The 20,316-nt window shown below is 72.6% G+C and carries 19 protein-coding genes; 10 read left to right on the top strand and 9 right to left on the bottom strand.

Annotation, left to right across the window (positions count from 1 at the left end; all coding sequences use genetic code 11):
* A partial coding sequence (locus ACXVGS_RS13890; RefSeq protein WP_458537068.1) for a 3'-5' exonuclease occupies positions 1-841 on the top strand: 841 nt, incomplete at its 5' end.
* A gap of 145 nt (positions 842-986) precedes the next feature.
* Here ACXVGS_RS13890 and ACXVGS_RS13895 read toward each other — a convergent pair.
* Positions 987-1,760: a M23 family metallopeptidase gene (locus ACXVGS_RS13895; RefSeq protein ID WP_458532226.1), complete on the bottom strand. Its 774-nt coding sequence runs from the start codon at positions 1,758-1,760 to the stop codon at positions 987-989.
* A gap of 113 nt (positions 1,761-1,873) precedes the next feature.
* Complete coding sequence (locus ACXVGS_RS13900) at positions 1,874-2,926, bottom strand: esterase/lipase family protein (RefSeq protein ID WP_458538175.1); 1,053 nt, start codon at positions 2,924-2,926, stop codon at positions 1,874-1,876.
* A gap of 252 nt (positions 2,927-3,178) precedes the next feature.
* Between ACXVGS_RS13900 and ACXVGS_RS13905 the strand changes: the two genes are divergently transcribed.
* On the top strand, positions 3,179-3,580 hold the full coding sequence (locus ACXVGS_RS13905; protein ID WP_458529321.1) for a cobalamin B12-binding domain-containing protein: 402 nt from the start codon (positions 3,179-3,181) through the stop codon (positions 3,578-3,580).
* Between the two features lie 21 nt (positions 3,581-3,601).
* Here ACXVGS_RS13905 and ACXVGS_RS13910 read toward each other — a convergent pair whose 3' ends face one another.
* The 3 genes from ACXVGS_RS13910 to ACXVGS_RS13920 all read right to left on the bottom strand — a co-directional run bounded on the left by ACXVGS_RS13910 (position 3,602) and on the right by ACXVGS_RS13920 (position 7,323).
* A complete protein-coding gene (locus tag ACXVGS_RS13910; RefSeq protein ID WP_458537069.1) occupies positions 3,602-4,435 on the bottom strand; it encodes a L,D-transpeptidase family protein in 834 nt (277 codons plus the stop codon).
* On the bottom strand, positions 4,432-5,334 hold the full coding sequence (locus tag ACXVGS_RS13915) for a M15 family metallopeptidase (RefSeq protein ID WP_458537070.1): 903 nt from the start codon (positions 5,332-5,334) through the stop codon (positions 4,432-4,434). Before ACXVGS_RS13915 ends, ACXVGS_RS13910 begins: the two co-directional genes overlap by 4 nt.
* A 75-nt stretch (positions 5,335-5,409) precedes the next feature.
* Positions 5,410-7,323: a CocE/NonD family hydrolase gene (locus ACXVGS_RS13920; protein WP_458537071.1), complete on the bottom strand. Its 1,914-nt coding sequence runs from the start codon at positions 7,321-7,323 to the stop codon at positions 5,410-5,412.
* Between the two features lie 345 nt (positions 7,324-7,668).
* On the opposite strand from ACXVGS_RS13920, the gene ACXVGS_RS13925 reads away from it, so the two are divergent.
* A complete protein-coding gene (locus tag ACXVGS_RS13925) occupies positions 7,669-9,750 on the top strand; it encodes a M4 family metallopeptidase (protein WP_458532222.1) in 2,082 nt (693 codons plus the stop codon).
* Positions 9,751-10,099: 349 nt separating this feature from the next.
* On the opposite strand, the gene ACXVGS_RS13930 is transcribed toward ACXVGS_RS13925, so the two are convergent.
* The gene (locus ACXVGS_RS13930; RefSeq protein ID WP_458529326.1) at positions 10,100-10,600 is read right to left on the bottom strand and encodes a hypothetical protein; all 501 of its coding nucleotides are present in this window, start codon (positions 10,598-10,600) and stop codon (positions 10,100-10,102) included.
* Between the two features lie 177 nt (positions 10,601-10,777).
* Between ACXVGS_RS13930 and sucC the strand changes: the two genes are divergently transcribed.
* Positions 10,778-11,959, top strand: coding sequence for an ADP-forming succinate--CoA ligase subunit beta (gene sucC, locus ACXVGS_RS13935; protein WP_458529327.1), 1,182 nt, complete (start codon positions 10,778-10,780; stop codon positions 11,957-11,959).
* Between the two features lie 18 nt (positions 11,960-11,977).
* Positions 11,978-12,868, top strand: a complete 891-nt coding sequence (gene sucD, locus ACXVGS_RS13940; RefSeq protein WP_458532221.1) for a succinate--CoA ligase subunit alpha — start codon at positions 11,978-11,980, stop codon at positions 12,866-12,868.
* Between the two features lie 82 nt (positions 12,869-12,950).
* On the opposite strand, the gene ACXVGS_RS13945 is transcribed toward sucD, so the two are convergent.
* Together ACXVGS_RS13945 and ACXVGS_RS13950 are read right to left on the bottom strand one after the other, a co-directional pair.
* Positions 12,951-14,363 (bottom strand): hypothetical protein, encoded by a 1,413-nt coding sequence (locus tag ACXVGS_RS13945; protein WP_458533799.1) that lies wholly within the window; start codon positions 14,361-14,363, stop codon positions 12,951-12,953.
* Positions 14,356-14,862 (bottom strand): SigE family RNA polymerase sigma factor, encoded by a 507-nt coding sequence (locus ACXVGS_RS13950; protein WP_458530671.1) that lies wholly within the window; start codon positions 14,860-14,862, stop codon positions 14,356-14,358. The genes ACXVGS_RS13945 and ACXVGS_RS13950 overlap by 8 nt, the downstream gene beginning before the upstream one ends.
* Before the next feature lie 173 nt (positions 14,863-15,035).
* Here ACXVGS_RS13950 and ACXVGS_RS13955 point away from each other — a divergent pair, with 173 nt between their 5' ends.
* On the top strand, positions 15,036-16,301 hold the full coding sequence (locus ACXVGS_RS13955) for a cell division protein PerM (protein WP_458530672.1): 1,266 nt from the start codon (positions 15,036-15,038) through the stop codon (positions 16,299-16,301).
* Between the two features lie 24 nt (positions 16,302-16,325).
* Here ACXVGS_RS13955 and ACXVGS_RS13960 read toward each other — a convergent pair whose 3' ends face one another.
* Positions 16,326-16,769, bottom strand: a complete 444-nt coding sequence (locus ACXVGS_RS13960; RefSeq protein WP_458537072.1) for a hypothetical protein — start codon at positions 16,767-16,769, stop codon at positions 16,326-16,328.
* Between the two features lie 109 nt (positions 16,770-16,878).
* Here ACXVGS_RS13960 and purN point away from each other — a divergent pair, with 109 nt between their 5' ends.
* The 4 genes from purN to ACXVGS_RS13980 are packed head-to-tail and all read left to right on the top strand — an operon-like array spanning position 16,879 to position 20,282.
* On the top strand, positions 16,879-17,517 hold the full coding sequence (gene purN, locus ACXVGS_RS13965; protein WP_458530674.1) for a phosphoribosylglycinamide formyltransferase: 639 nt from the start codon (positions 16,879-16,881) through the stop codon (positions 17,515-17,517).
* Positions 17,514-19,094, top strand: a complete 1,581-nt coding sequence (gene purH / locus ACXVGS_RS13970) for a bifunctional phosphoribosylaminoimidazolecarboxamide formyltransferase/IMP cyclohydrolase (RefSeq protein ID WP_458533797.1) — start codon at positions 17,514-17,516, stop codon at positions 19,092-19,094. The genes purN and purH overlap by 4 nt, the downstream gene beginning before the upstream one ends.
* Before the next feature lie 43 nt (positions 19,095-19,137).
* Positions 19,138-20,004: a bifunctional methylenetetrahydrofolate dehydrogenase/methenyltetrahydrofolate cyclohydrolase gene (locus ACXVGS_RS13975; RefSeq protein ID WP_458530676.1), complete on the top strand. Its 867-nt coding sequence runs from the start codon at positions 19,138-19,140 to the stop codon at positions 20,002-20,004.
* A complete protein-coding gene (locus ACXVGS_RS13980) occupies positions 20,001-20,282 on the top strand; it encodes a DUF3017 domain-containing protein (protein WP_458530677.1) in 282 nt (93 codons plus the stop codon). Before ACXVGS_RS13975 ends, ACXVGS_RS13980 begins: the two co-directional genes overlap by 4 nt.
* Positions 20,283-20,316 lie beyond the last annotated feature (34 nt).

Consider the following 20,316-nt stretch of genomic DNA (forward strand, 5'->3'; position numbering starts at 1 on the left):
GGTCACCGCGATCAAGGCCTTCACCGGACTGCTCGAGGCCCTGCAGACCGTCCACGAGGGCGGCGCCGGCGTGGCAGCCCTGATCGAGGCCGTGGTGGAGCAGACCGGCTACCTCGCCGAGCTGCGCGCCAGCCACGACCCGCAGGACGAGACGCGCGTGGAGAACCTCGCCGAGCTCGTCGCCGTGGCCCGCGAGTTCGACGAGGCCAACCCGCAGGGCTCGCTGGAGGACTTCCTCGAGCAGGTCTCGCTGGTGGCCGACGCCGACGAGATCCCCGACTCCGAGGAGGCCGAGGACCAGGGCGTGGTGACGCTGATGACGCTGCACACCGCCAAGGGCCTGGAGTTCCCCGTCGTGTTCCTCACCGGCATGGAGGACGGCACGTTCCCGCACATGCGGGCGCTCGGCGACAACAAGGAGCTCGAGGAGGAGCGCCGGCTGGCCTACGTCGGCATCACCCGGGCCCGCGAGCGGCTGCACCTGTCCCGCGCGGTGGTCCGCTCCGCCTGGGGCCAGCCGCAGTACAACCCGGCCTCGCGCTTCCTCGACGAGATCCCGGCAGAGCTGATCGACTGGCAGCGCAGCGAGTCCACCGGCATGCGTCCCTCCTCGACCCCGGCGGTGGCCACGCTCGCCGGACGCCCCGGCGTGCGCTCCCCGGGCAACAAGCCGGTCATCTCGCTCAAGGATGGCGACCGGGTCACCCACGACTCCTTCGGCCTCGGCACCGTGGTGCGGGTCGAGGGCGAGGGCGACAAGGCGATGGCCCACGTCGACTTCGGCGGGGACGCCGGGGTGAAGCGGCTGCTGCTGCGCTACGCCCCGGTCGAGAAGCTCTGACGCAGAGCAGTCGCACCCACGCCGCCCGGGGCCGCGCTGCCTCCGACGCACCCACCGAACGCACCACTTCCGTCGTTTCGGCCGGGAAACGGGCTCGAAACGACGGTGGTGCGTTCTCTCGGAGAGAAGGCCGGGGAGCCGGTGCTCAGGGGAGGAGGCCGTGCGCCCGCAGCCAGGGCAGCGGGTCGACCGCGTCGCCGCTGTCGGGGTGGATCTCCAGGTGCAGGTGCGGGCCGGTCGAGTGCCCGGTGTTGCCGGACTGGCCGACCACGTCGCCGGGGGAGACGTGGTCCCCGACGCTGACGCCGATCGCGCTCATGTGACCGAACCAGGACTCGGTACCGTCCCAGTAGCGGATCTTGACGATGTTGCCGAAGCCGGACTCGCCACCGGCGAAGACCACCTCGCCGGTGGACATCGCCACCAGGTCGGTGCCGACGGGGGCGGCGAAGTCGTCGCCCTCGTGCATGCGGCCCCAGCGCCAGCCGAAGTTCGACGACATGGAGACGCCGCTGATCGGCATGACCCAGCGGTGGGACCGGGCCAGCTCGGCGGCGGCGCGCTTCTCGGCGAGGGCCTGTCGCGCCTGGTCGCGGGCCGCGCGCTCGGCGGCCTCCCGGCGCGCCGTGGCCGGCCCCGTCTCCGCCAGCGCCTTCTGGTGCCGCGCCACGACGTCCTGCTGGTACTGCGCCTGCGCCTCGGCCTGGCCGTGCGCCTGCTGCACCAGGGCGGCGTTCTGGTTGAAGCTGACCGCCTGCGGCTTGGCGTTGGTGGCCACGGCTGCACCGGTGGCGGTGAAGGTCAGGGCGGCCGCGGCGGCGGTCGGCAGGGCGACACCTGCGGTCCGGCGGGGAGTGTGCTGCTTGGGCGCTCGGTGACGGCCGGGGGCGCGGTGGCGCCCCGCGTACTGGTCGGGCACAGGCAAAACCTCACGGCAGGTGGCACGGGAAACGCGAGGTTAGCGTGATCTTTTCGTGACACGCAAAGGCCACCTGTGGAAAACAAGGGCCCTCGGCCCCCTGCTTCCCGGCCTCAGCTGGAGCGTCCACCGGCAGGATCAGGCTCCGGGCTGCGGACCTCGCCGGCGACGACCGGGGTCCGCCCCGAGGAGGCCAGGGGCGTCACGCCGGCCGTGACGGTCGAGCCGTCGGGGTCCAGGTGCGCCAGCGCCGTGGAGATGCCGTGGACCACGCTGCCGAGGATCGGCAGGCTCATGTGCCCGACGCCGTGCAGCCGCACGTTGCGGGCGGACAGGTCCTCGTGGGGCAGGCTGGCGTGCCGCTGCGGGAAGATCATCTGGTCGAGGTCCGACCAGTAGACGACGAACCGGGTGCGACAGTGCGACACCGGCTCGGCCAGCTCCCGCATGAGCGTGCTTCCGGGGCGCAGCTGTCGGGTGAGCCGCGACGGCCAGGCGAACGCCGTGTAGGTGCCCTGGTGCGGGGTGCCCAGTGTCACGAGGGTGTGGACGCGCTCGTCGCCGCCGAGCCGCGTGACGTAGTAGCGGGCGATGAGGCCGCCCAGGCTGTGCCCGACGACGTGGATGCGTTCGTAGCCGGTCTCGGCCACGAGCAGCTCGACCTCCTCGGCCAGCCGGGCCGCGGCCCCGCGCACGTCGGTGGTGAACGGGGAGTAGTTCATCGACAGCACCCGGCCGAAGCCGCGGCGCCGCAGCCCGAGGCGCAGCACCGAGAAGATCGAGCGGTTGTCGGCCATCCCGTGCACGAGCAGGATCGGCGTGCCGGCCGCCTCGACGTCACCGATCACCAGGCCGCGCTGCACCGGCGGGAGCTCGCTGACGCTGTAGCCGTGGGCCTCGCCCTGGCGGCGGTCGGCCACCAGTCCCCAGGGATAGAGCGCCACATGCGTGGCCAGCCAGGTCGCCTCGACGGCTGCACCCATCAGCCCGGTGGGGGTGCACAGGGCGCGGGCTGCGCCGCCCACCACCCCGGTGGCGGTCACGGCAACCCCGGTCGCCCGCCCCGCTGCCCGCAGCAGGGCGGCCCGTGGGCCGCCCGGCTGGTCCCCCTCCGGGCCCGGGGCCGGCCCCGGGTCAGGGTGGCTGGGTACGCCGGTCAGGGTCATGCCTATCGACTCCTCACGCCCAGGGGCGGCTGTCACGTCAGTGTGACGGGGGTGACACGACGGTAACGCCGAGGTTGCCGTGGCGCGAGGGCAAAGGGCCCGTGTCGGTGCCGAAAACCGCTGCGCCGTATGCCGTCCGGTCGCCCTCGTGCCGCGAACGCACGGCATACCGGCCGGCTGTGACCGATCTCGCCCGCGCGCGGGCCGCCCCGGGTCTGCCCACCGGGGAGGAGTTTGGCTAGTCTGCGCCCCATGACCCAGAGCCCGCTGCGCGTTGTCGTGGCCAAGCCCGGCCTCGACGGACATGACCGCGGGGCGAAGGTCGTTGCGCGTGCGCTGCGTGACGCCGGCATGGAGGTCGTCTACACCGGCCTGCACCAGACGCCGGAGCAGATCGTCGAGGCGGCCATCCAGGAGGACGCCGACGCCGTCGGCCTGTCGGTGCTCTCCGGCGCGCACATGACGCTGTTCGCCAAGGTGACCGAGCTGCTCAAGGCCCGTGACGCCGAGGACATCGTCGTGTTCGGCGGGGGGATCATCCCCGAGGGCGACATCCCCGAGCTCGAGAAGCTCGGTGTGGCCAAGGTGTTCACGCCCGGCGCGACGACGACCGAGATCGTCGCCTGGGTCCGGGACAACGTCACCCCCGGCTGACCACCGTCCGGCCCCGCCCGCTCAGGGCGTGATCGTCATCAGCGCGCCGGGACGCTCCCAGCGCATGACCGCGCGCAGCGCCGAGGACGGGATCGACACGCACCCGGCCGTGCCGTGGCCGAGGTCGACGTGGAAGAAGATCGCCGACCCCCGGCCCGGGGTGCGGGCCTCGTTGTAGCCGACCACCTGCGCGTAGTCGTACGCCGGTGACTTCAGCAGCGGCTCCGCGCTGTCCCAGCGCCCGTTGGCCGGCGTGTGCTGGTGGGTGTTGTAGAGGCTCGAGCCCGGGTCGTCGACCCAGACGTCGCTGGAGCCGGTGGTGAACCACGTGCCGTCCAGCCCGGGGTTGCCGTAGGGCCCGAACCCGCCGCGCAGCGGGAACGTGCCGGCCGGGGTGGTCATGTCGCCCTCGCGCTTGGACCAGCTCACGCCCCGCTGGCCCACGTGGCCGTAGTACGGCCCGAGCTGGCTGACCCAGGTGCCCTGGCTGCGCGCGCAGGCCCGGACCGTCGCGCTGGCGCCGTAGGCGTCGACCAGCACCACCTGCGAGGCGGACACCGAGGACGGTATGCCGTGGCACACCGCCGCGGTCGGCGTCCGGGCCACCGCGCGGCTGGGTGAGCTGTGGACGGAGTGCTTCGGCCGGGGTGCGGGCGCCGGCTTGCGGGCCGTGGTCGACGTCGCGCTCGGCGTCGGCGTCGGCGTGGTCGTGCTCGAGGTCGGGCTCGCCGAGATGGTGTCCGGGTTGGTGCGGTCCATCGCCGCCGGCCGGATCGTCACGCCGGGCGTGCAGGCGGTGCCGAAGAGGGTGGTGGCGGCCACCAGGCCCGCGGCCAGGAACGGTCGGTGGGTCATCGGCTCACCTCGAAGTGCTGGTAGTCGGGGGCAGCCCACAGGCCGCCCCAGTGGAAGCCCAGCCCGGTGAAGGCGCGGACCGCAGCGCTGCCGGAGCCCGCGAACACCCCTGCGGTGGGGGAGCGGTGCGTGACGAACCACTGGTCGGGCCAGATCCGTCCCTGCTCGTCCCGGTAGGGGTTCTCCCAGTCGTTGACGTCGATCGCGCGGCCGTAGGCGTGGTTCGAGTACTGCTTGCGCTCCTCCTGGCCCCCGACGTAGCGGCAGTTGAACGCCGAGGTGTTGTCGGCGTCCATCGCGGCGTAGTCGTTGGCGCCCGGACCCTTGGGGTTGTGGCCCCACGTGCGGTCCATGACCCGCATCTGCCGGATCCGGAACCGCTGGTCGTAGAGCCGGGTGAACGCCTGCGCGGTGCCGTTGGCGATCGCGGCGTGCACGACGACCGCGCCGCGCGAACGCTTGCCGTCGAAGCCCCAGAAGTTCACCGTCACGTAGCGCAGGTCCGACCGCTCCACCGGGCAGCCGGGCGTCCACGAGTAGCCGACCATCCGCGACCAGACCGCGTCGGGCACGGTGCTGACGCGGGCGTTCGCACCGGCGCCGACGGCGGCGGCGTTGGCCGGGAAGCGCACGCGCGGCTCGGCGCCGGCGCGCGGGACCGGGGCAAGCATCTCGGTGCCGGGCCGGGCCTGGCGGGGCGCGGCCGTGGTCGTGGCGCGGGCGGTGCTCGACGGGCTCGGGGCCGAGGTGGTGGTGGTCGTGGTCGGGCTCGGCGCGGCCATCGACGAGGAGGTGGAGCCCCCCGCTGTGGGGGCGGCGGCGGGGCCGCAGGCAGCCAGCACGAGCACGCAGCCGACCGCTGCCAGAGCCGCCGGCGCGCGGTGGGGCCGTGCGCGCATGAGGTGTCCGTCCGTCGGGTGCAGGTCGTCCCCCGGTGACGGCCAGTGTGCCCTCTTTGGGGCTTCTGTGCCGAATCAGCCGACCAGTGGGATGCGCAGCACGGCGGGTGCCAGCGGGTCGGCGGTGACGGTGACCGGCTGCACGGCATACGCGTTCTTGTAGGCGGCGTCGCTGCCGGCCAGCACCAGCTGCAGCCGGTGCCCGGGGTCGACCCGGTGCACGATGCCGGGCAGCTCGATGTGGACGCTGCGCGTGACGTCGCCCACCCGCACCGGGCTGATCAGCTTGTTGACCAGGGTCTTGCTCCCGTCGGGCGCCACGTCGTAGAGCTTGGCGAACACCTGCAGCTGGCCTGCCGGCCCGGCTGACTGGGTGGCGGCGACCGTGGGGGCGGTGAAGCGGACGTCGAGGGTCGGCACGCCGACGACGGTCGCCGGTGCGGCCAGGGGGGCGCTCGTCCAGGCGCCGAAGGTCCCCGGCGTGTCGAACGGCGCAGTGGTGCCCGGCGGCAGCGTGCCGGCCGGGACCTGGCCCTCCAGGCCCGAGACCTCGGAGTAGGAGCCGAACGCCCCGGCGCCGGGGTTGGTCCACGAGACGGAGCCCGGCGCGACGGCGGCGCGGCTGGACACGAGGTCGCCGGAGCCGGAGAGGTACCACGCCTTCGGGCTGCCGACCGGGTAGGAGCTGGCCGAGGCGTAGGCGGGGGCGGCGTTGCCGGTGTAGCTCACCCAGTCGCGGAAATACGCGAACTCCGGTCCGGTGCCGACCGCGCTCCCCTTGAGGTAGTGGTCGAACCAGTCCTTGATCCGCTGCCCGAGGTAGGTGCCCTCGATCTGCTGGCCGGTCAGGTCGAGCTCGCCCGGCGCGGCGCCGCTGCTGCCGTGGGCGCCGCCTGAGTGGCCCCAGGACTGCCACGCCATGGTGACCGGGACCTTGCGCGCCTTGAGTCCGCGGTAGGTGGCGACAGCCTCCTGCAGGTTGAACAGCGTGTCGTTCTCGCCCTGGATGAGGAAGACCGGGACGTGCACCTTGTCGAGGTAGTGCCCCACCGAGACGCGGTCGGTGAGCCGGAACGTGTCCGTCGTCGGGTAGCCCGCGGTGTCCAGTGTGGCCTTGGCCAGGCACGCCTCCTGCACGAAGTTGGGGCAGCCGACGTTGCGTGCGGGGTCGATGGCGGCTCCCTGGATCCCGTCGGCGATGCCGACGCCGAAGAACAGCCCGGTCCAGCCCACCTTCTCGGTGCCGGGCGTCTGGTCGGCATAGGAGACCCCGGCCGTGAACGCCGTATTGTTGGGCGCCAGGGAGTAGCGCAGGTCGTTCCAGGTGATCAGCGGGACGATGGTGTCGACGCGCGGATCCGTTGCGGCAGTAGCGAACTGGATCTGGCCACCGTAGGAGCCGCCGATCATGCCGAGCCGCGGGTCGTGGGTGGCGGGGTCGTCCAGCTTCGTGAAGTCCACGGCCAGGGTGCCCGCGCCACCGGAGGTGCCCGCGAGGTCGGAGGAGTCGTATGCCGCGCTGCCGCCGCCGCCGAGGAAGGTCACCAGGTGCGAGGCGGCGACGCCGTCCACGCCCGGGTCGTCAAGGGAGATCTTGCAGCCGGAGTCGGGGAAACCGAGGCCGGTGTAGGACAGCACGGCATACCCGCGCTGGGCGAAGGCCCGGCCGAGGCCGGCCTGGTCGGCCTTGGACCCGCCGAAGCCGTTGGTCGTCAGGATCGCCGGCACCCGGTGCGAGGCGTCCGCGTGGTGCGGCCTGTAGAGGTCGGCGTCGACGACGCAGGTCTGCGGGCGGCCCTGATCGTCGGTGCCGGCCGGGACGGTGAAGTGCAGCCCGGTGTAGGCGTCGACCTGGTCGAGCGCGGTCGCGCCCGACGCCGGCGGGGGAGCCGCGAGGGCGGCCGGAGCCACGCCCACGGCAGCGGTGCCGAGCGTGGCTGCGGCTGCAGTGGCCGTGGCGGCAAGGGTCTTCAGGGATGGGCGGCGCATGAGCAGGGTCCCTCCGTCGACGTTGCCCGCCCAACGAGGGCGGTGGTGCCGCGGTTACGCGCCGGTAGCCGCTGCCGGCCCCCCTTCTGACCTGCGGGTTTGTCCTGCGGCACAGCAGCCCTTTACCCCGCACTGGTGAAAGCGCTTCTCCGACAGGCGTTTTCCGCGGGTTCCCACGCCTTTGGCAAAGGTTCCGTCTGAGGCATTGACCCCGGTCCGGCCCGCCGAGTTGTCTGCGCAGGCCGCCTCACAGCAGCCGCACAGGCTGCTCAGCCGGACCTCACAGGCGGTTTCGACGGTCCTGCACTCCCCCGGGTGCAGGACCCTTCACCAAGGAGAAGTGGCTTGAAACGACTCACGACCGGCCTGGCGCTCGGGTGCGCCCTGGTCGCCGCAGCTGCGGCCGCTCCCGCAGCCAGCGCACTCCCGGGTGCCGCCACCCCTGGCCCCGCCGCGCGCCCCGCCATCTCGGCCGAACAGGCCAAGGCCGACGCGATGGGCCACGCACTGCGGCTCGACAAGCGCGAGACCCTGACGGTGAAGGACGTCATCTCCGACCCGGACGGCAGCACGCACGTGCGCTACGAGCGCACCTTCGCCGGGCTGCGCGTCATCGGTGGTGACCTCGTCGTGCACCGCGACAAGGCCGGTGCCGTCCGTGGCGTCAACTGGAACGCCTCCGGTAAGGCCGAGGTCCCCTCCACGACCCCGAAGCTCGCCCGCTCCGCGGCGCTGGCCCAGGGTGCCAGGGCCTCGAAGTTCTCCGTGCAGAAGTCGGCCGACGAGCTCGTCGTCTACGCCGGCTCGGGCACCCCGCGCCTGGCCTACGACGTGGTGACCACGGGGGTCAAGGCCGACCAGACGCCCAGCCGTCTGCACACGGTCGTCGACGCCACCTCCGGCGCCACGCTGGCCAGCTGGGACGAGATCGAGACCGGCACCGGCAACTCGATCTACAGCGGGTCGGTCTCGATCGGCACCCAGCTCAGCGGCAGCTACCAGCTGAAGGACCCGAACCGCGGCGGCAACTACACGACCGACCTCAACGGGCAGACCGACCCGCCGGTCGGCACCGGTCCCGGCGGGACACTGTTCACCGACGCCGACGACGTGTGGGGCAACGGCTCCACGAGCGACCGCGCCTCGGCCGGTGTGGACGCCCACTACGGCGCGCAGGTCACGTGGGACTACTACAAGAACACCCACGGCCGGAACGGCATCTTCAACAACGGCACCGGTGTCCGCTCCCGCGTCCACTACGGCAACGGCTACGTCAACGCCTTCTGGGACGGCACCCAGATGACCTACGGCGACGGCTCGGGCAACACCCACCCGCTCACCGAGATCGACGTCGCGGGCCACGAGATGAGCCATGGAGTCACGGAGAACTCGGCCGGCCTGGCCTACTCCGGTGACGCGGGCGGCCTGAACGAGGCCACGAGCGACATCTTCGGCACCGCCGTGGAGTTCTACGCCAACAACGCCAACGACGTGGGCGACTACCTCATCGGCGAGAAGATCAACATCAACGGCAACGGCACCCCGCTGCGCTACATGGACAAGCCGTCCAAGGACGGCGCCAGCAAGGACTGCTGGTCGGCGACGCTGGGCACCCTCGACCCGCACTACTCCTCGGGCCCGCTGAACCACTGGTTCTACCTGGCTTCCGAGGGCTCGGGCGCCAAGACCATCAACGGGGTCTCCTACAACAGCCCGACGTGTGACAGCTCCACCGTCACCGGCGTGGGCCGGGACACCGCCGCGAAGGTCTGGTACCGCACGCTGACGACCTACCTGACCTCCACGAGCACCTACGCGGACGCCCGCAACGGCGCGATCAAGGCGGCCAAGGACCTCTACGGCGTCGGCAGCACCCAGTGCACCAACATCGCGGCGGCCTTCACCGCCATCGCGGTCCCTGCCACCACCGAGACCTGCGGCACCAGCGGTGGGGGCGGCGGTGGCGGCGCCAACCTGCTGCAGAACCCCGGCTTCGAGTCCGGCAACGTCAGCTGGACCACGACCTCCGGCGTGATCACCAACTCCACCAGCGCCACCCCGCGCACCGGCTCCTGGTACGGCTGGCTCAACGGCTACGGCAGCGCCAGCACCGACTACGCCCAGCAGTCGGTCGCCATCCCGTCAACGGCCACCTCGGCGACGCTGTCTTTCTACCTGAAGGTCTCCTCCGCCGAGACGACCACGACCTCCGCCTACGACACGCTCAAGGCCCAGGTCATCGACGGCTCCACCACGACGACGCTCGCGACGTACTCCAACCTCAACAAGGGCTCCTCCTACGTCCTGAAGTCGCTCGACCTGAGCGCCTACAGGGGCAAGACCGTCACGATCAAGTTCCTGGGCACCGAGGACGCCTCGCTGGCCACGAGCTTCTTCCTCGACGACACCTCGGTCGCCACGAGCTGACCGCAGGGCAACACGGACAACCCGGTGCCGGTCCCTCGACCCGAGGGGCCGGCACCGCCGTGCCGGGCGGCTGCAGAGGAACGCGACGCCGGCGCGCCGTGCCGACGCCCGTATGCCGTGCCGGCACTGCGGCGGCCCGGCACCACCCACCACGCCGGAGCGGTCGCCTCCCGGGGACCAGGGGGCTGACGCCCCGGGAGGCGCCCGGTCCGGCGGTGGACGGGGACACGGGTGGGGTCGCGCGTCGCGGGCGAAGGCCGACGCCGGCCGTTCCGGCCACAGGTGTTGACCAGCGCCAGGGGCCGCCGGAGGCCGTGCCGAGCCGGGAGCGCCAGCGGCTGCCTGCGAGTCAGACCGTGGTGCAGAGTCTGCGCTGGCCCGCTGGGGCAGTCACGTCGGCGAGCAGGCGCGTCAACGGCTCGGCCAGCTGCGTCAGCGCGGGGTCCTCGATCCGTGCGCCGGAGCCACCGGAGGAGACGATGACCACCAGGTCGTCGGGGTGCCGGGGCTGCGTCGTGGGCGCGGGGAGGGAGGACCAGTCGACCGCGGCCGAGGCCGTGGCGATGCGGCGCAGCAGCGCCACGTCGACCCGGCACCTGCCGGACGGCTCGCCGTGCCGGCTGACCGAGGTCACCCCGTCGGTGCCGATGACGAGCCGGTCGCGGAAGCCCGCCACCCCGCCCGAACGGGTCACCGTCAGGGGTGCGGACAGCGACGTGGGGGACCCGCCGGCGCCGGCGGTGCTGCTCGTCGGGGCGGGCGATGACAGCGACGAGCCGGACGTGGAGCCGCAGGCGCCGACCATGATGGTGGTGGCCAGGGCCAGGACGAGGCGCGTCAGGGGAGGCACACGGACATCATGCCGACCAGGCGCAGGGGGTGCAGCCCGGCGCCGGGCGAGGGGTGTCGCTGCAGGTGAGATTGCTCCCATCGGCCCCTGCGGGGCCCACCCACGGTCCTGCACGGCATACCGCGGGACTAGGCTCCGCTCGGACAATCCCTTCGATGACGAGGATGGATTCGGCTCGTGGATCTTTTCGAGTACCAAGCGCGCGACGTGTTCGAGGCGCACGGTGTACCGGTGCTGGACGGCGCCGTCGCCGAGACTGTTGAGGAAGCCCGTGCGGCTGCGGAGACCATCGGCGCCAAGAGCGGCGGCGTGGTCGTGGTCAAGGCCCAGGTCAAGACCGGGGGCCGCGGCAAGGCCGGCGGTGTCAAGGTCGCCAAGAGCGTCGACGAGGCTGCCGCAGCGGCCGAGCAGATCCTGGGCATGGACATCAAGGGCCACACGGTCCACAAGGTGATGATCGCCCAGGGCGCGCAGATCGCGGAGGAGTACTACTTCTCGGTCCTGCTCGACCGCGCCAACCGCTCCTACCTGGCCATGGCCAGCAAGGAGGGCGGCATGGAGATCGAGCAGCTCGCCGTCGAGCGCCCCGAGGCCCTCGCCCGCATCGCGGTCGACCCGATCGTCGGGATCGACGCCGCCAAGGCCGCCGAGATCGTCGACGCCGCCGGCTTCGACGCCGACGTCAAGGACGAGATCGCCCGCGTCATCCAGAAGCTGTGGGACGTCTACCGCGAGGAGGACGCCACGCTGGTCGAGGTCAACCCGCTCGTCAAGACGGTCGACGGCTCGATCATCGCCCTCGACGGCAAGGTGACCCTGGACGGCAACGCCGACTTCCGTCACCCGGCCCACGAGGCCCTCGAGGACAAGGCCTCGGCCGACCCGCTGGAGGCGGCGGCCAAGGAGAAGGGCCTCAACTACGTCAAGCTCGACGGCTCCGTCGGCATCATCGGCAACGGCGCCGGCCTGGTCATGTCCACGCTCGACGTGGTCGCCTACGCCGGTGAGGAGTTCCCGGGCGAGCCCAAGCCGGCCAACTTCCTCGACATCGGGGGCGGCGCCTCGGCCGAGGTCATGGCCAACGGCCTGCACATCATCCTCGGTGACCCGCAGGTCAAGAGCGTCTTCGTCAACGTGTTCGGCGGCATCACCGCCTGTGACGCGGTGGCCAACGGCATCGTCGGCGCGCTGAAGACCCTCGGCGACGAGGCCACCAAGCCGCTGGTCGTGCGTCTCGACGGCAACAACGTCGAGGAGGGCCGCCGCATCCTGGCCGAGGCCAACCACCCCCTCGTCACCATCGAGGACACCATGGACGGCGCGGCCCGCAAGGCTGCCGAGCTCGCCGCGGCGAACTGACGGAACGGGAATCTCGCAATGGCAATCTTCTTGGATGACAACAGCAAGGTCATCGTCCAGGGCATGACCGGCTCCGAGGGCATGAAGCACACCCAGCGCATGCTGACCTCGGGCACCACCATCGTCGGCGGCGTGAACCCGCGCAAGGCCGGCACCACGGTCGAGTTCGACGGCGGCGTCACCGTGCCGGTGTTCGGCTCCGTCGCCGAGGCGATCGAGGCCACCGGCGCCAACGTATCGGTCATCTTCGTGCCCGCCGCCTTCACCAAGGCCGCGGTCGTCGAGGCCGTCGACGCGAAGATCCCGCTCGCGGTGGTCATCACCGAGGGCGTGCCGGTCAAGGACACCGCGGAGTTCTTCACCTACGCCCAGCAGGCCGGCACGACCCGCATCATCGGGCCGAACTGCCCCGGCCTGATCAGCCCCGGCAAGTCCAACGCCGGCATCATCCCCGCCGACATCTCCGGCGGCGGTCGCATCGGCCTGGTCTCCAAGTCGGGCACGCTGACCTACCAGATGATGTACGAGCTGCGGGAGTTCGGCTTCTCCTCCGCGGTCGGCATCGGCGGTGACCCGATCATCGGCACCACGCACATCGACGCCCTCGAGGCGTTCGAGGCCGACCCCGAGACCGACGCGATCGTCATGATCGGCGAGATCGGCGGCGACGCCGAGGAGCGCGCGGCGGCCTACATCAAGGAGCACGTGACCAAGCCGGTCGTCGGCTACGTCGCGGGCTTCACCGCACCCGAGGGCAAGACCATGGGCCACGCCGGCGCCATCGTCTCCGGTTCCTCGGGCACCGCGGCCGCCAAGAAGGAGGCCCTCGAGGCCGCGGGCGTCCGGGTGGGCAAGACGCCGTCCGAGACCGCGGAGCTCATGCGCGAGATCATGAAGAACCTGGGCTGAGCCACCGTATCCACGGCAGCTCACCACAGCGGGCCGGTCACCTCCTCGAGGTGGCCGGCCCGCCGTACGTTCCGGGGTGGCGCTACTTCTGGCGAGCGAGGGAGAGCAGCCAGTCGAGCTCGGCGTACCCCTGCGAGGTCTGGCTGCGCAGGTAGAGCGTGCTCACCGCAGCCGGTGTCCCCTCGTGCACCGACACCCCCAGCCAGCCCACGGCCTTCGGTGCGCCCGGCTCGGCGCCGACGACCTTGAACAGGCCCGGGTGAGCCGGGTCCTGGGTCACCGTGACGTGAGGCACCCGGCTGCCGCAGGTGGCGATGCCGTGGGCGATCCGGTCGGCCTCCGCCCGCGCGGCGCCGGCCGAGGCGGTCAACCGGACACGCTGCCGGCCAAGAATGGTGCCGTCGACCTCGTCGGCGACGGTGACGATGCCGAACCGGCCAGCGGAGGAGGTCATGTCCATCGCGGTGTCGACGTCACACTCGTGGATCTGCGCCCCGCCCTCGAAGTCCGTCGTCACCGCGTGCGTGCCGTCACCACCGGAGACGCCCGGCGTGGCCCACTGGGACGCAGCCACGAACAGGCTCGACGGCAGCAGCGGTCGGGTGCCGGCGACGGGCATCTGCTCGTCGACCGCGACGGTCGAGGGCCTGGTGGGCATGGCGCCGCCGAGGTCGCCGCCGAGCCGGCGCTGCGCGACCGCGCCGATGTCCTGGACCTGAGAGACCGTCCACCGGTGCATCCCGGCCTCGCCCGGCTCGACGATCGTCACGATGCCGACCTTCGAGCCCGAATGCGTGACGACGAACCACTCGGTGCTGGCCGGCCCGATGCCGCTGAAGACCTTGGGCCAGGCCGAGTCGGCCACGACCGAGACCTTCGGAGGCTTCACCGGAGCCCCACCGCTCGAGCAGGTCAGCAGCTGGCTGACCACCGCGTCGGCCGCCCGGTCGGCAGCGGCGGTGGAGGGGTTTTCGTAGACGCGCTGGTCGGCCTGCAGGCCGGAGGACTCGGCGTTGACCGACTGACCGTGTGTCAGCGTGCCGGGCCGCCCGACGTTGGCGCAGTCCATGACTGCACCGCCCTCGGACTCCTTGGAGTCGGCGATGACCACCGTCTCGGTGATCCCGAGCGCCCGTTGCCACTCGGCGGAGACGGGCAGGTCGCCGGGCACCGGCAAGGGGACGCCGGCATCGGCGGGCGTCGTGGCCGACGTCGTCGACGTGGTGCTCGACCGGCTGGTGCTGACCGCCGGGCGCAGCGAGGAGGGATGGCCTCCCAGCCCGCTGAAGCCGACGTAGCCGACGACCAGGACAGCAGCAGCGGCAGCAGCGGCAGCGCCGAGGACGGTGCGCCGGCGGCGGGCCGCGCCACGGGCCTTGACGAACCGCACGTCCGCCAGCTCGAGCGCCTCGACGTCCCGACGCAGCGTGGCCAGGGCTCCCCGCACGAGCTCGTCGTCGGCGGCGGACCAGCGGCCCGGATCCAGCTCAGCCATGGTGGTGCTCCTCTGCACGAAGGGTCTGCGCGAGCAGGGCCCGGCCACGGTGCAGGCGCGCCTTGATGGTGCCTGCGGGGGTGTTGGTCTCGTGGGCGATCTGGTCGACGGACAGGTCGGCCAGGTAGTGCAGCGCCAGGGCCTCCCGGACCGGTGCAGGCAGCTCGCGCAGTGCGGCGAGCACGGCGACCCGGTCCTCGGTCGGCCCGTCGGTGTGGGCCTCGGCCCCGTGCCGGACGTACGCCCGCTCCTGGCCGGTGCGCTTGCGCCACGCGGAGATCGCCAGACGGCGGGCGACCGTGCGCACCCAGGCCATCGGGTCGTCATACCCGTGCACCTTGTCCCAGCGCTGCCAGGCCCGGCTGAACGCCTCCTGGGTGCAGTCCTGGGCCAGGGTCAGGTCTCCGGTCGCGACGTACACCACGTGGACGACCGAACGGGCCCCCTGCCGGTAGAACTCGTCGAACTCGCGCTCGCTGTCGCCGGCGCTGCCCTTCATCACACCTCCCGTGTCCCCCGGGTCCACCCCCCGGCCCGGGCGGGCCGTCAGGGGACCAGACGCGGGGCACCCCTTCACGGTTGCCGGGATCACAGCCCAATTCCACGGAATCTGCCGGACGCGCGGCGCGCCGATGCCGGCAGCCGCGGTCGGGGCGCGACCATGGACCCCTCATGACTGTGCTCGACCGCCCCCGCCAGACCAGCCCCGGACCGACCACCGGAGGGCAGGGCCGATGGGGCCTGCGGCTGCGTGCCGCCGGAGCTGGTGCCTCCGCCGCCGTGCTCGGCCTGCTTGTGGTCTGCCTGCCGAGCCTGCTGGTGTGGGTGGCCAGCCCCCAGAGCAGCGTGCCGTGGACGACGGCCTTCGGGATCGGCGCGCACGTCTGGCTGTTGGCGCACACCGTGGACCTGTCCGCCGGCACGGCCACGATCTCGCTGGTGCCGCTGCTGCTCGGGCTGCTGCCGGTCTCGCTGGCCGTGGTCGCCTGCCGCCGGGTGCTGGCGCTGCTCGACGACGCCCGGCCCGCGCGCTTCCAGATGTGGGGGGCGCTGCGCAAGGACGTCGCCGACGTCGGGCTTGGCTTCACCGGCGCGTATGCCGTGACCGGCCTGCTCGTCTCGCTCACCGCGGGCAGCGCGCACGTGCGCTCCAACCCGGTCGAGGGCCTGCTGGCCACCGCGGTGGTCGCGGCGGGGTCCTCCGTCCTGGCCGTGGCCCTGGAGTTCCGCGGCCACCTGCCCTCGGTGGCGCCGGACCTGGCCGACCGGCTGCGGGCGGTGCTGCCGCCGTTCGTGCGCAAGGCGTTGCGGCCGGCGCTGTGGGGTGCCGTGGCCGGGCTGCTGCTCGGCGGCGCGCTGGTCGTCGCGGTGGCCGTGGTCCACGCCCAACGCGTGGGGCAGCTCTACTCCGCCCTCGCGCCGGGGGTCGTCGGCGGCACCGTGCTCAGCCTCGTGCAGCTCCTGGCGCTGCCCAACTTCGCCCTGTGGGGGCTGTCGTGGATGGCCGGCCCGGGGTTCGCCGTGGCCAACGGGTCCGCGGTCACCTGGACCCACTCCGACCCCGGCCTGCTGCCGCTCGTCCCGGTGCTGGGGGCGCTGCCGGACCCCGGCCCGATGCCGGCAATGCTGCGGCTCGCCGTGCTCGGGCCCGTCCTGGTCGGCGCGCTCGTGGCGTGGCGAAGCATCCGCCAGGTCACCCGGCTGGCGTCCTGGCAGGCCAAGGCCAAGGTCGCCGCGGCCGCGTGCGTGATCGCTGCGCTCCTGCTGGCGGCGGGCACCTGGCTGGCCGACGGCTCGCTCGGCTCGCGTGAGCTCAGCACGGTGGGTGCCGACCCGGTGCTGGCCGGCCTCTGCCTGCTGGGCGAGATGCTGCTGGGTGCCGCCCTGGTCGTCGGCGCCTCCCAGTGGCGCGCCCACGGCTGGCAGGTCAGGCGCTGACGGGCGCTCCCACCCGGTGGTGCCTCAGCGGCTGACGCCCCACCCGCTGAGCACGCTGGTCAGCCCGTCGTAGAGGTCGGCCCGGCACTGGGCAGCGGCCGCGGACGTGTTGGCCCCGACCATGCAGTCCTGATAGCGCTTGGAGCTGTCGTAGAAGGCGAACGGTGCTGCCGTCGCGACGCCCAAGACGACCGCGAGCACCAGACCGGTGCTCGTCCAGGCCACCACGCGGGCCGGCGCCCGGCCCCCGCTCATCGCCCGCAGGGCCCGGACCGCCTCCACGACCGACAAGCCGAGCGGCAGCAGCGCGATCGCGGTCCACGGCAGGGGCACGCCCACCCCGAACGCGCCGACGAGCATGAGCAGACCGGCACGCCGGGCATGGGCCATGCCCGGAGGAAGGGTCCGGGGCTCCTGGCGGGTGGTCGACACGTGCTGCTCCTGGGTCGAGGTGCTGGTCCGGCCCATCGTCTCCCACCGGGCCCACTCGTCGCACAGGACCCTTGTCCATCGGTCCCGGCTCCCGACCCGCGGCCGGGCGTCAGCCGCGCGCCGGCGTCGGATATCGTCTGTGCACGTGACGAGCCTGCCGGACCTCGGTGTCGTGCCCGAGCCCCGCGACATCGTCGTCCTCGTCTCCGGATCCGGCACCAACCTGCAGGCGCTGATCGACGCGATCGCCGCCGAGCCGCTCTACGGCGTGCGGATCGCCGCCGTGGGAGCCGACCGCGAGGGCATCGAGGGCCTGGCCCGGGCGCAGCGCGCGGGCATCCCCACCTTCGTCTGCCGGGTCGAGGACTACCCCGGCCGCGCGGAGTGGGACGCCGCGCTGGCAGCCGAGGTCGCGGCATACCAGCCGGTTCTGGTGGTGTCGGCGGGCTTCATGAAGATCCTCGGACCGGCTTTCCTCGGCTCCGGCTTCACCACGATCAACACCCACCCCGCGCTCCTGCCGGCCTTCCCCGGCGCGCACGGCGTGCGTGACGCGCTCGACTACGGCGTCAAGGTCACCGGGTGCACCTGCCACGTCGTGGACTCCGGCGTCGACACCGGCCCGATCATCGACCAGGCCGTGGTCGGGGTCGAGGACGACGACACCGTCGAGTCGCTGCACGAGCGCATCAAGGCCAGCGAGCGGTCCCTGCTCGTCGAGACCGTGGGCCGCATGGTCCGCGACGGGTTCACCATCCACCAACGAAAGGTCACCCTGGCGTGAGCACCACAGGTCAGCGTCCGATCACACGAGCCCTCATCTCCGTCTACGACAAGAGCGGGCTGGAGGATCTGGCGCGTGGCCTGCACGACGCCGGTGTCTCCCTCGTCTCCACCGGCTCCACCGCGGCACGCATCGCCGACGCCGGCGTGCCGGTGACCCGGGTGGAGGAGCTGACTGGCTTCCCCGAGTGCCTCGACGGGCGGGTCAAGACGCTGCACCCGCGCGTGCATGCCGGCATCCTCGCCGACATGGGCAACCCCGACCACGTCGCGCAGCTGGCCGAGCTGGGCGTCGAGCCGTTCGACCTGGTCGTCACCAACCTCTACCCGTTCACCGACACGGTCATGTCCGGCGCCTCGCAGGAGGAGTGCATCGAGCAGATCGACATCGGTGGCCCGTCGATGGTGCGCGCGGCCGCCAAGAACCACGCCAGCGTGGCGATCGTGACCGACCCGGGGCTCTACGGCTCGGTGCTCGTGGCCGCCCGCGGCGGCGGCTTCACGCTCGAGCAGCGCAGGACGCTGGCCGCCCAGGCCTTCGTGCACACCGCGACCTACGACGTGGCGGTCGCGTCGTGGATGGGCAACGTCGTCACCGACACCTCCGACGGCACCGGCTTCCCGGCGTGGATGGGCGCCACGTGGGACAAGCAGCACGTCCTGCGCTACGGCGAGAACCCGCACCAGCGGGCGGCGTTGTACGTCAACGGGTTCGCCCCCGAGCCCGGGCTGGCCCAGGCCGAGCAGCTGCACGGCAAGGACATGTCCTACAACAACTACGTCGACGCCGACGCGGCCCGCCGCGCCGCCTACGACCACGACGCGCCCACCGTCGCGATCATCAAGCACGCCAACCCCTGCGGTATCGCGGTCGGTTCCGACCTCGCCGAGGCCCACCGCCGCGCCCACGCCTGCGACAGCGTCTCCGCCTACGGTGGCGTGATCGCGGCCAACGGCACGGTCACGGCCGAGATGGCCCGGCAGGTGGCCGACGTGTTCACCGAGGTCGTCGTGGCGCCGGACTTCGAGCCGGAGGCCCTCGAGGTTCTGACGGCGAAGAAGAACATCCGGCTGCTCAAGGCCGCGGCGCCGTCCCGTGGCGGGGTCGAGCTGCGCCCGATCTCCGGAGGCCTGCTGTTGCAGTCCCGCGACGCGATCGACGCCGAGGTCGAGGATGGTGGCGACGCCGCCTCGCGCTGGCGCCTGGTGGCCGGCGAGGCCGCCGACCAGGCGACCCTCGCCGACCTGGAGTTCGCATGGCGGGCGATCCGCGCGGTGAAGTCCAACGCGATCCTGCTCGCCGACGGCGGGGCCACGGTCGGCGTCGGCATGGGTCAGGTCAACCGGGTCGACTCCTCGCGGCTGGCCGTGAGCCGGGCCGGCGACCGTGCCCGCGGGTCGGTCGGTGCGTCGGACGCGTTCTTCCCCTTTGCCGACGGCCTGCAGGTGCTGCTCGACGCCGGCGTCCGCGCGGTCGTCGCCCCCGGCGGCTCGAAGCGCGACGAGGAGGTCATCGAGGCGGCGCAGGCCGCCGGGGTGACGATGTACTTCACCGGCACCCGCCACTTCGCGCACTGAGTGCCATGACCGACCGTCTCACCGCCACCCGGAAGGACCACCGATGACCGCGATCGTCATGGACGGCAAGGCCACCCTGGCCACGATCAAGGGCGAGCTGAAGACCCGCATCGCCGCACTGCGCGACCAAGGCGTCGTGCCCGGGCTCGGGACCGTGCAGGTCGGTGAGGACCCGGGCAACCAGTGGTACGTCAACGCCAAGCACAGGGACTGCGCCGAGATCGGCATCGCGAGCCTCCGGCACGACCTGCCCTCGGGGACCCCCCAGGCCGAGGTCGAGGCGGTCATCGACGAGCTCAACGCCGACCCGGCGTGCACCGGCTTCCTCATCCAGCAGCCCACCGGCCTGGACGAGTTCGCCCTGCTCTCGCGGGTCGACCCGGTCAAGGACGTCGACGGCCTGCACCCGATGAACCTCGGCTGGCTGGTGCTCGGCAAGCCCGCGCCGCTGCCGTGCACCCCGAGCGGGGTGATCGAGCTGCTGCGCCGCTACGACGTGCCGATCGCCGGCGCCGAGGTGTGCGTCATCGGACGCGGGCTGACCGTGGGCCGCCCGCTCGGCCTCATGCTCACCCGCCGCAGCGAGAACGCCACCGTGACCCTGTGCCACACGGGCACGCGTGACCTCGCCGCGCACGTGCGCCGGGCCGACATCGTCGTCGCCGCGGCCGGCGTCCCGTCCATCGTCACCGCCGAGATGATCAAGCCCGGCGCCGCCGTGCTCGACGTCGGCGTCAGCCGGGTCCCCGGCCCCGACGGCAGGCCGAAGGTGGCCGGTGACGTCGACCCGGGCGTGGCCGAGGTCGCCGGCTGGCTCACCCCCAACCCCGGCGGGGTCGGCCCGATGACCCGCGCGTGCCTGCTGACGAACGTCGTGGAGGCCGCGGAGCGGCAGGCCGCCGCCGGATGAAACGCCTGACCTGGGTCCCGCCACGCCTGGGCGTGTGGTGGGTCGTCGCCCTCGGGCTGGTCGGCGGCCTGGCGGTGATGTTCTTCGGGTCCGTGCGCCCCGGCGGCTACGTCTTCGCCGGCAGCCTGCTGCTCGCGGGCGTCCTGCGCCTCGTGCTGCCCGCCAGCCGGGCCGGGGGACTGGTGGTGCGCTCGCGCCTGGTCGACGCCGGCACGCTGCTCGGGCTGGGCGTCTTCGTCACGGCGATCGTGGCCACGCTGGACCTCACCCCCCGTTAGGGCGGGGTGAGGTCGGCCCGTCCTAACGGACGAG

It is taken from the genome of Oryzihumus sp., assembly GCF_054325275.1.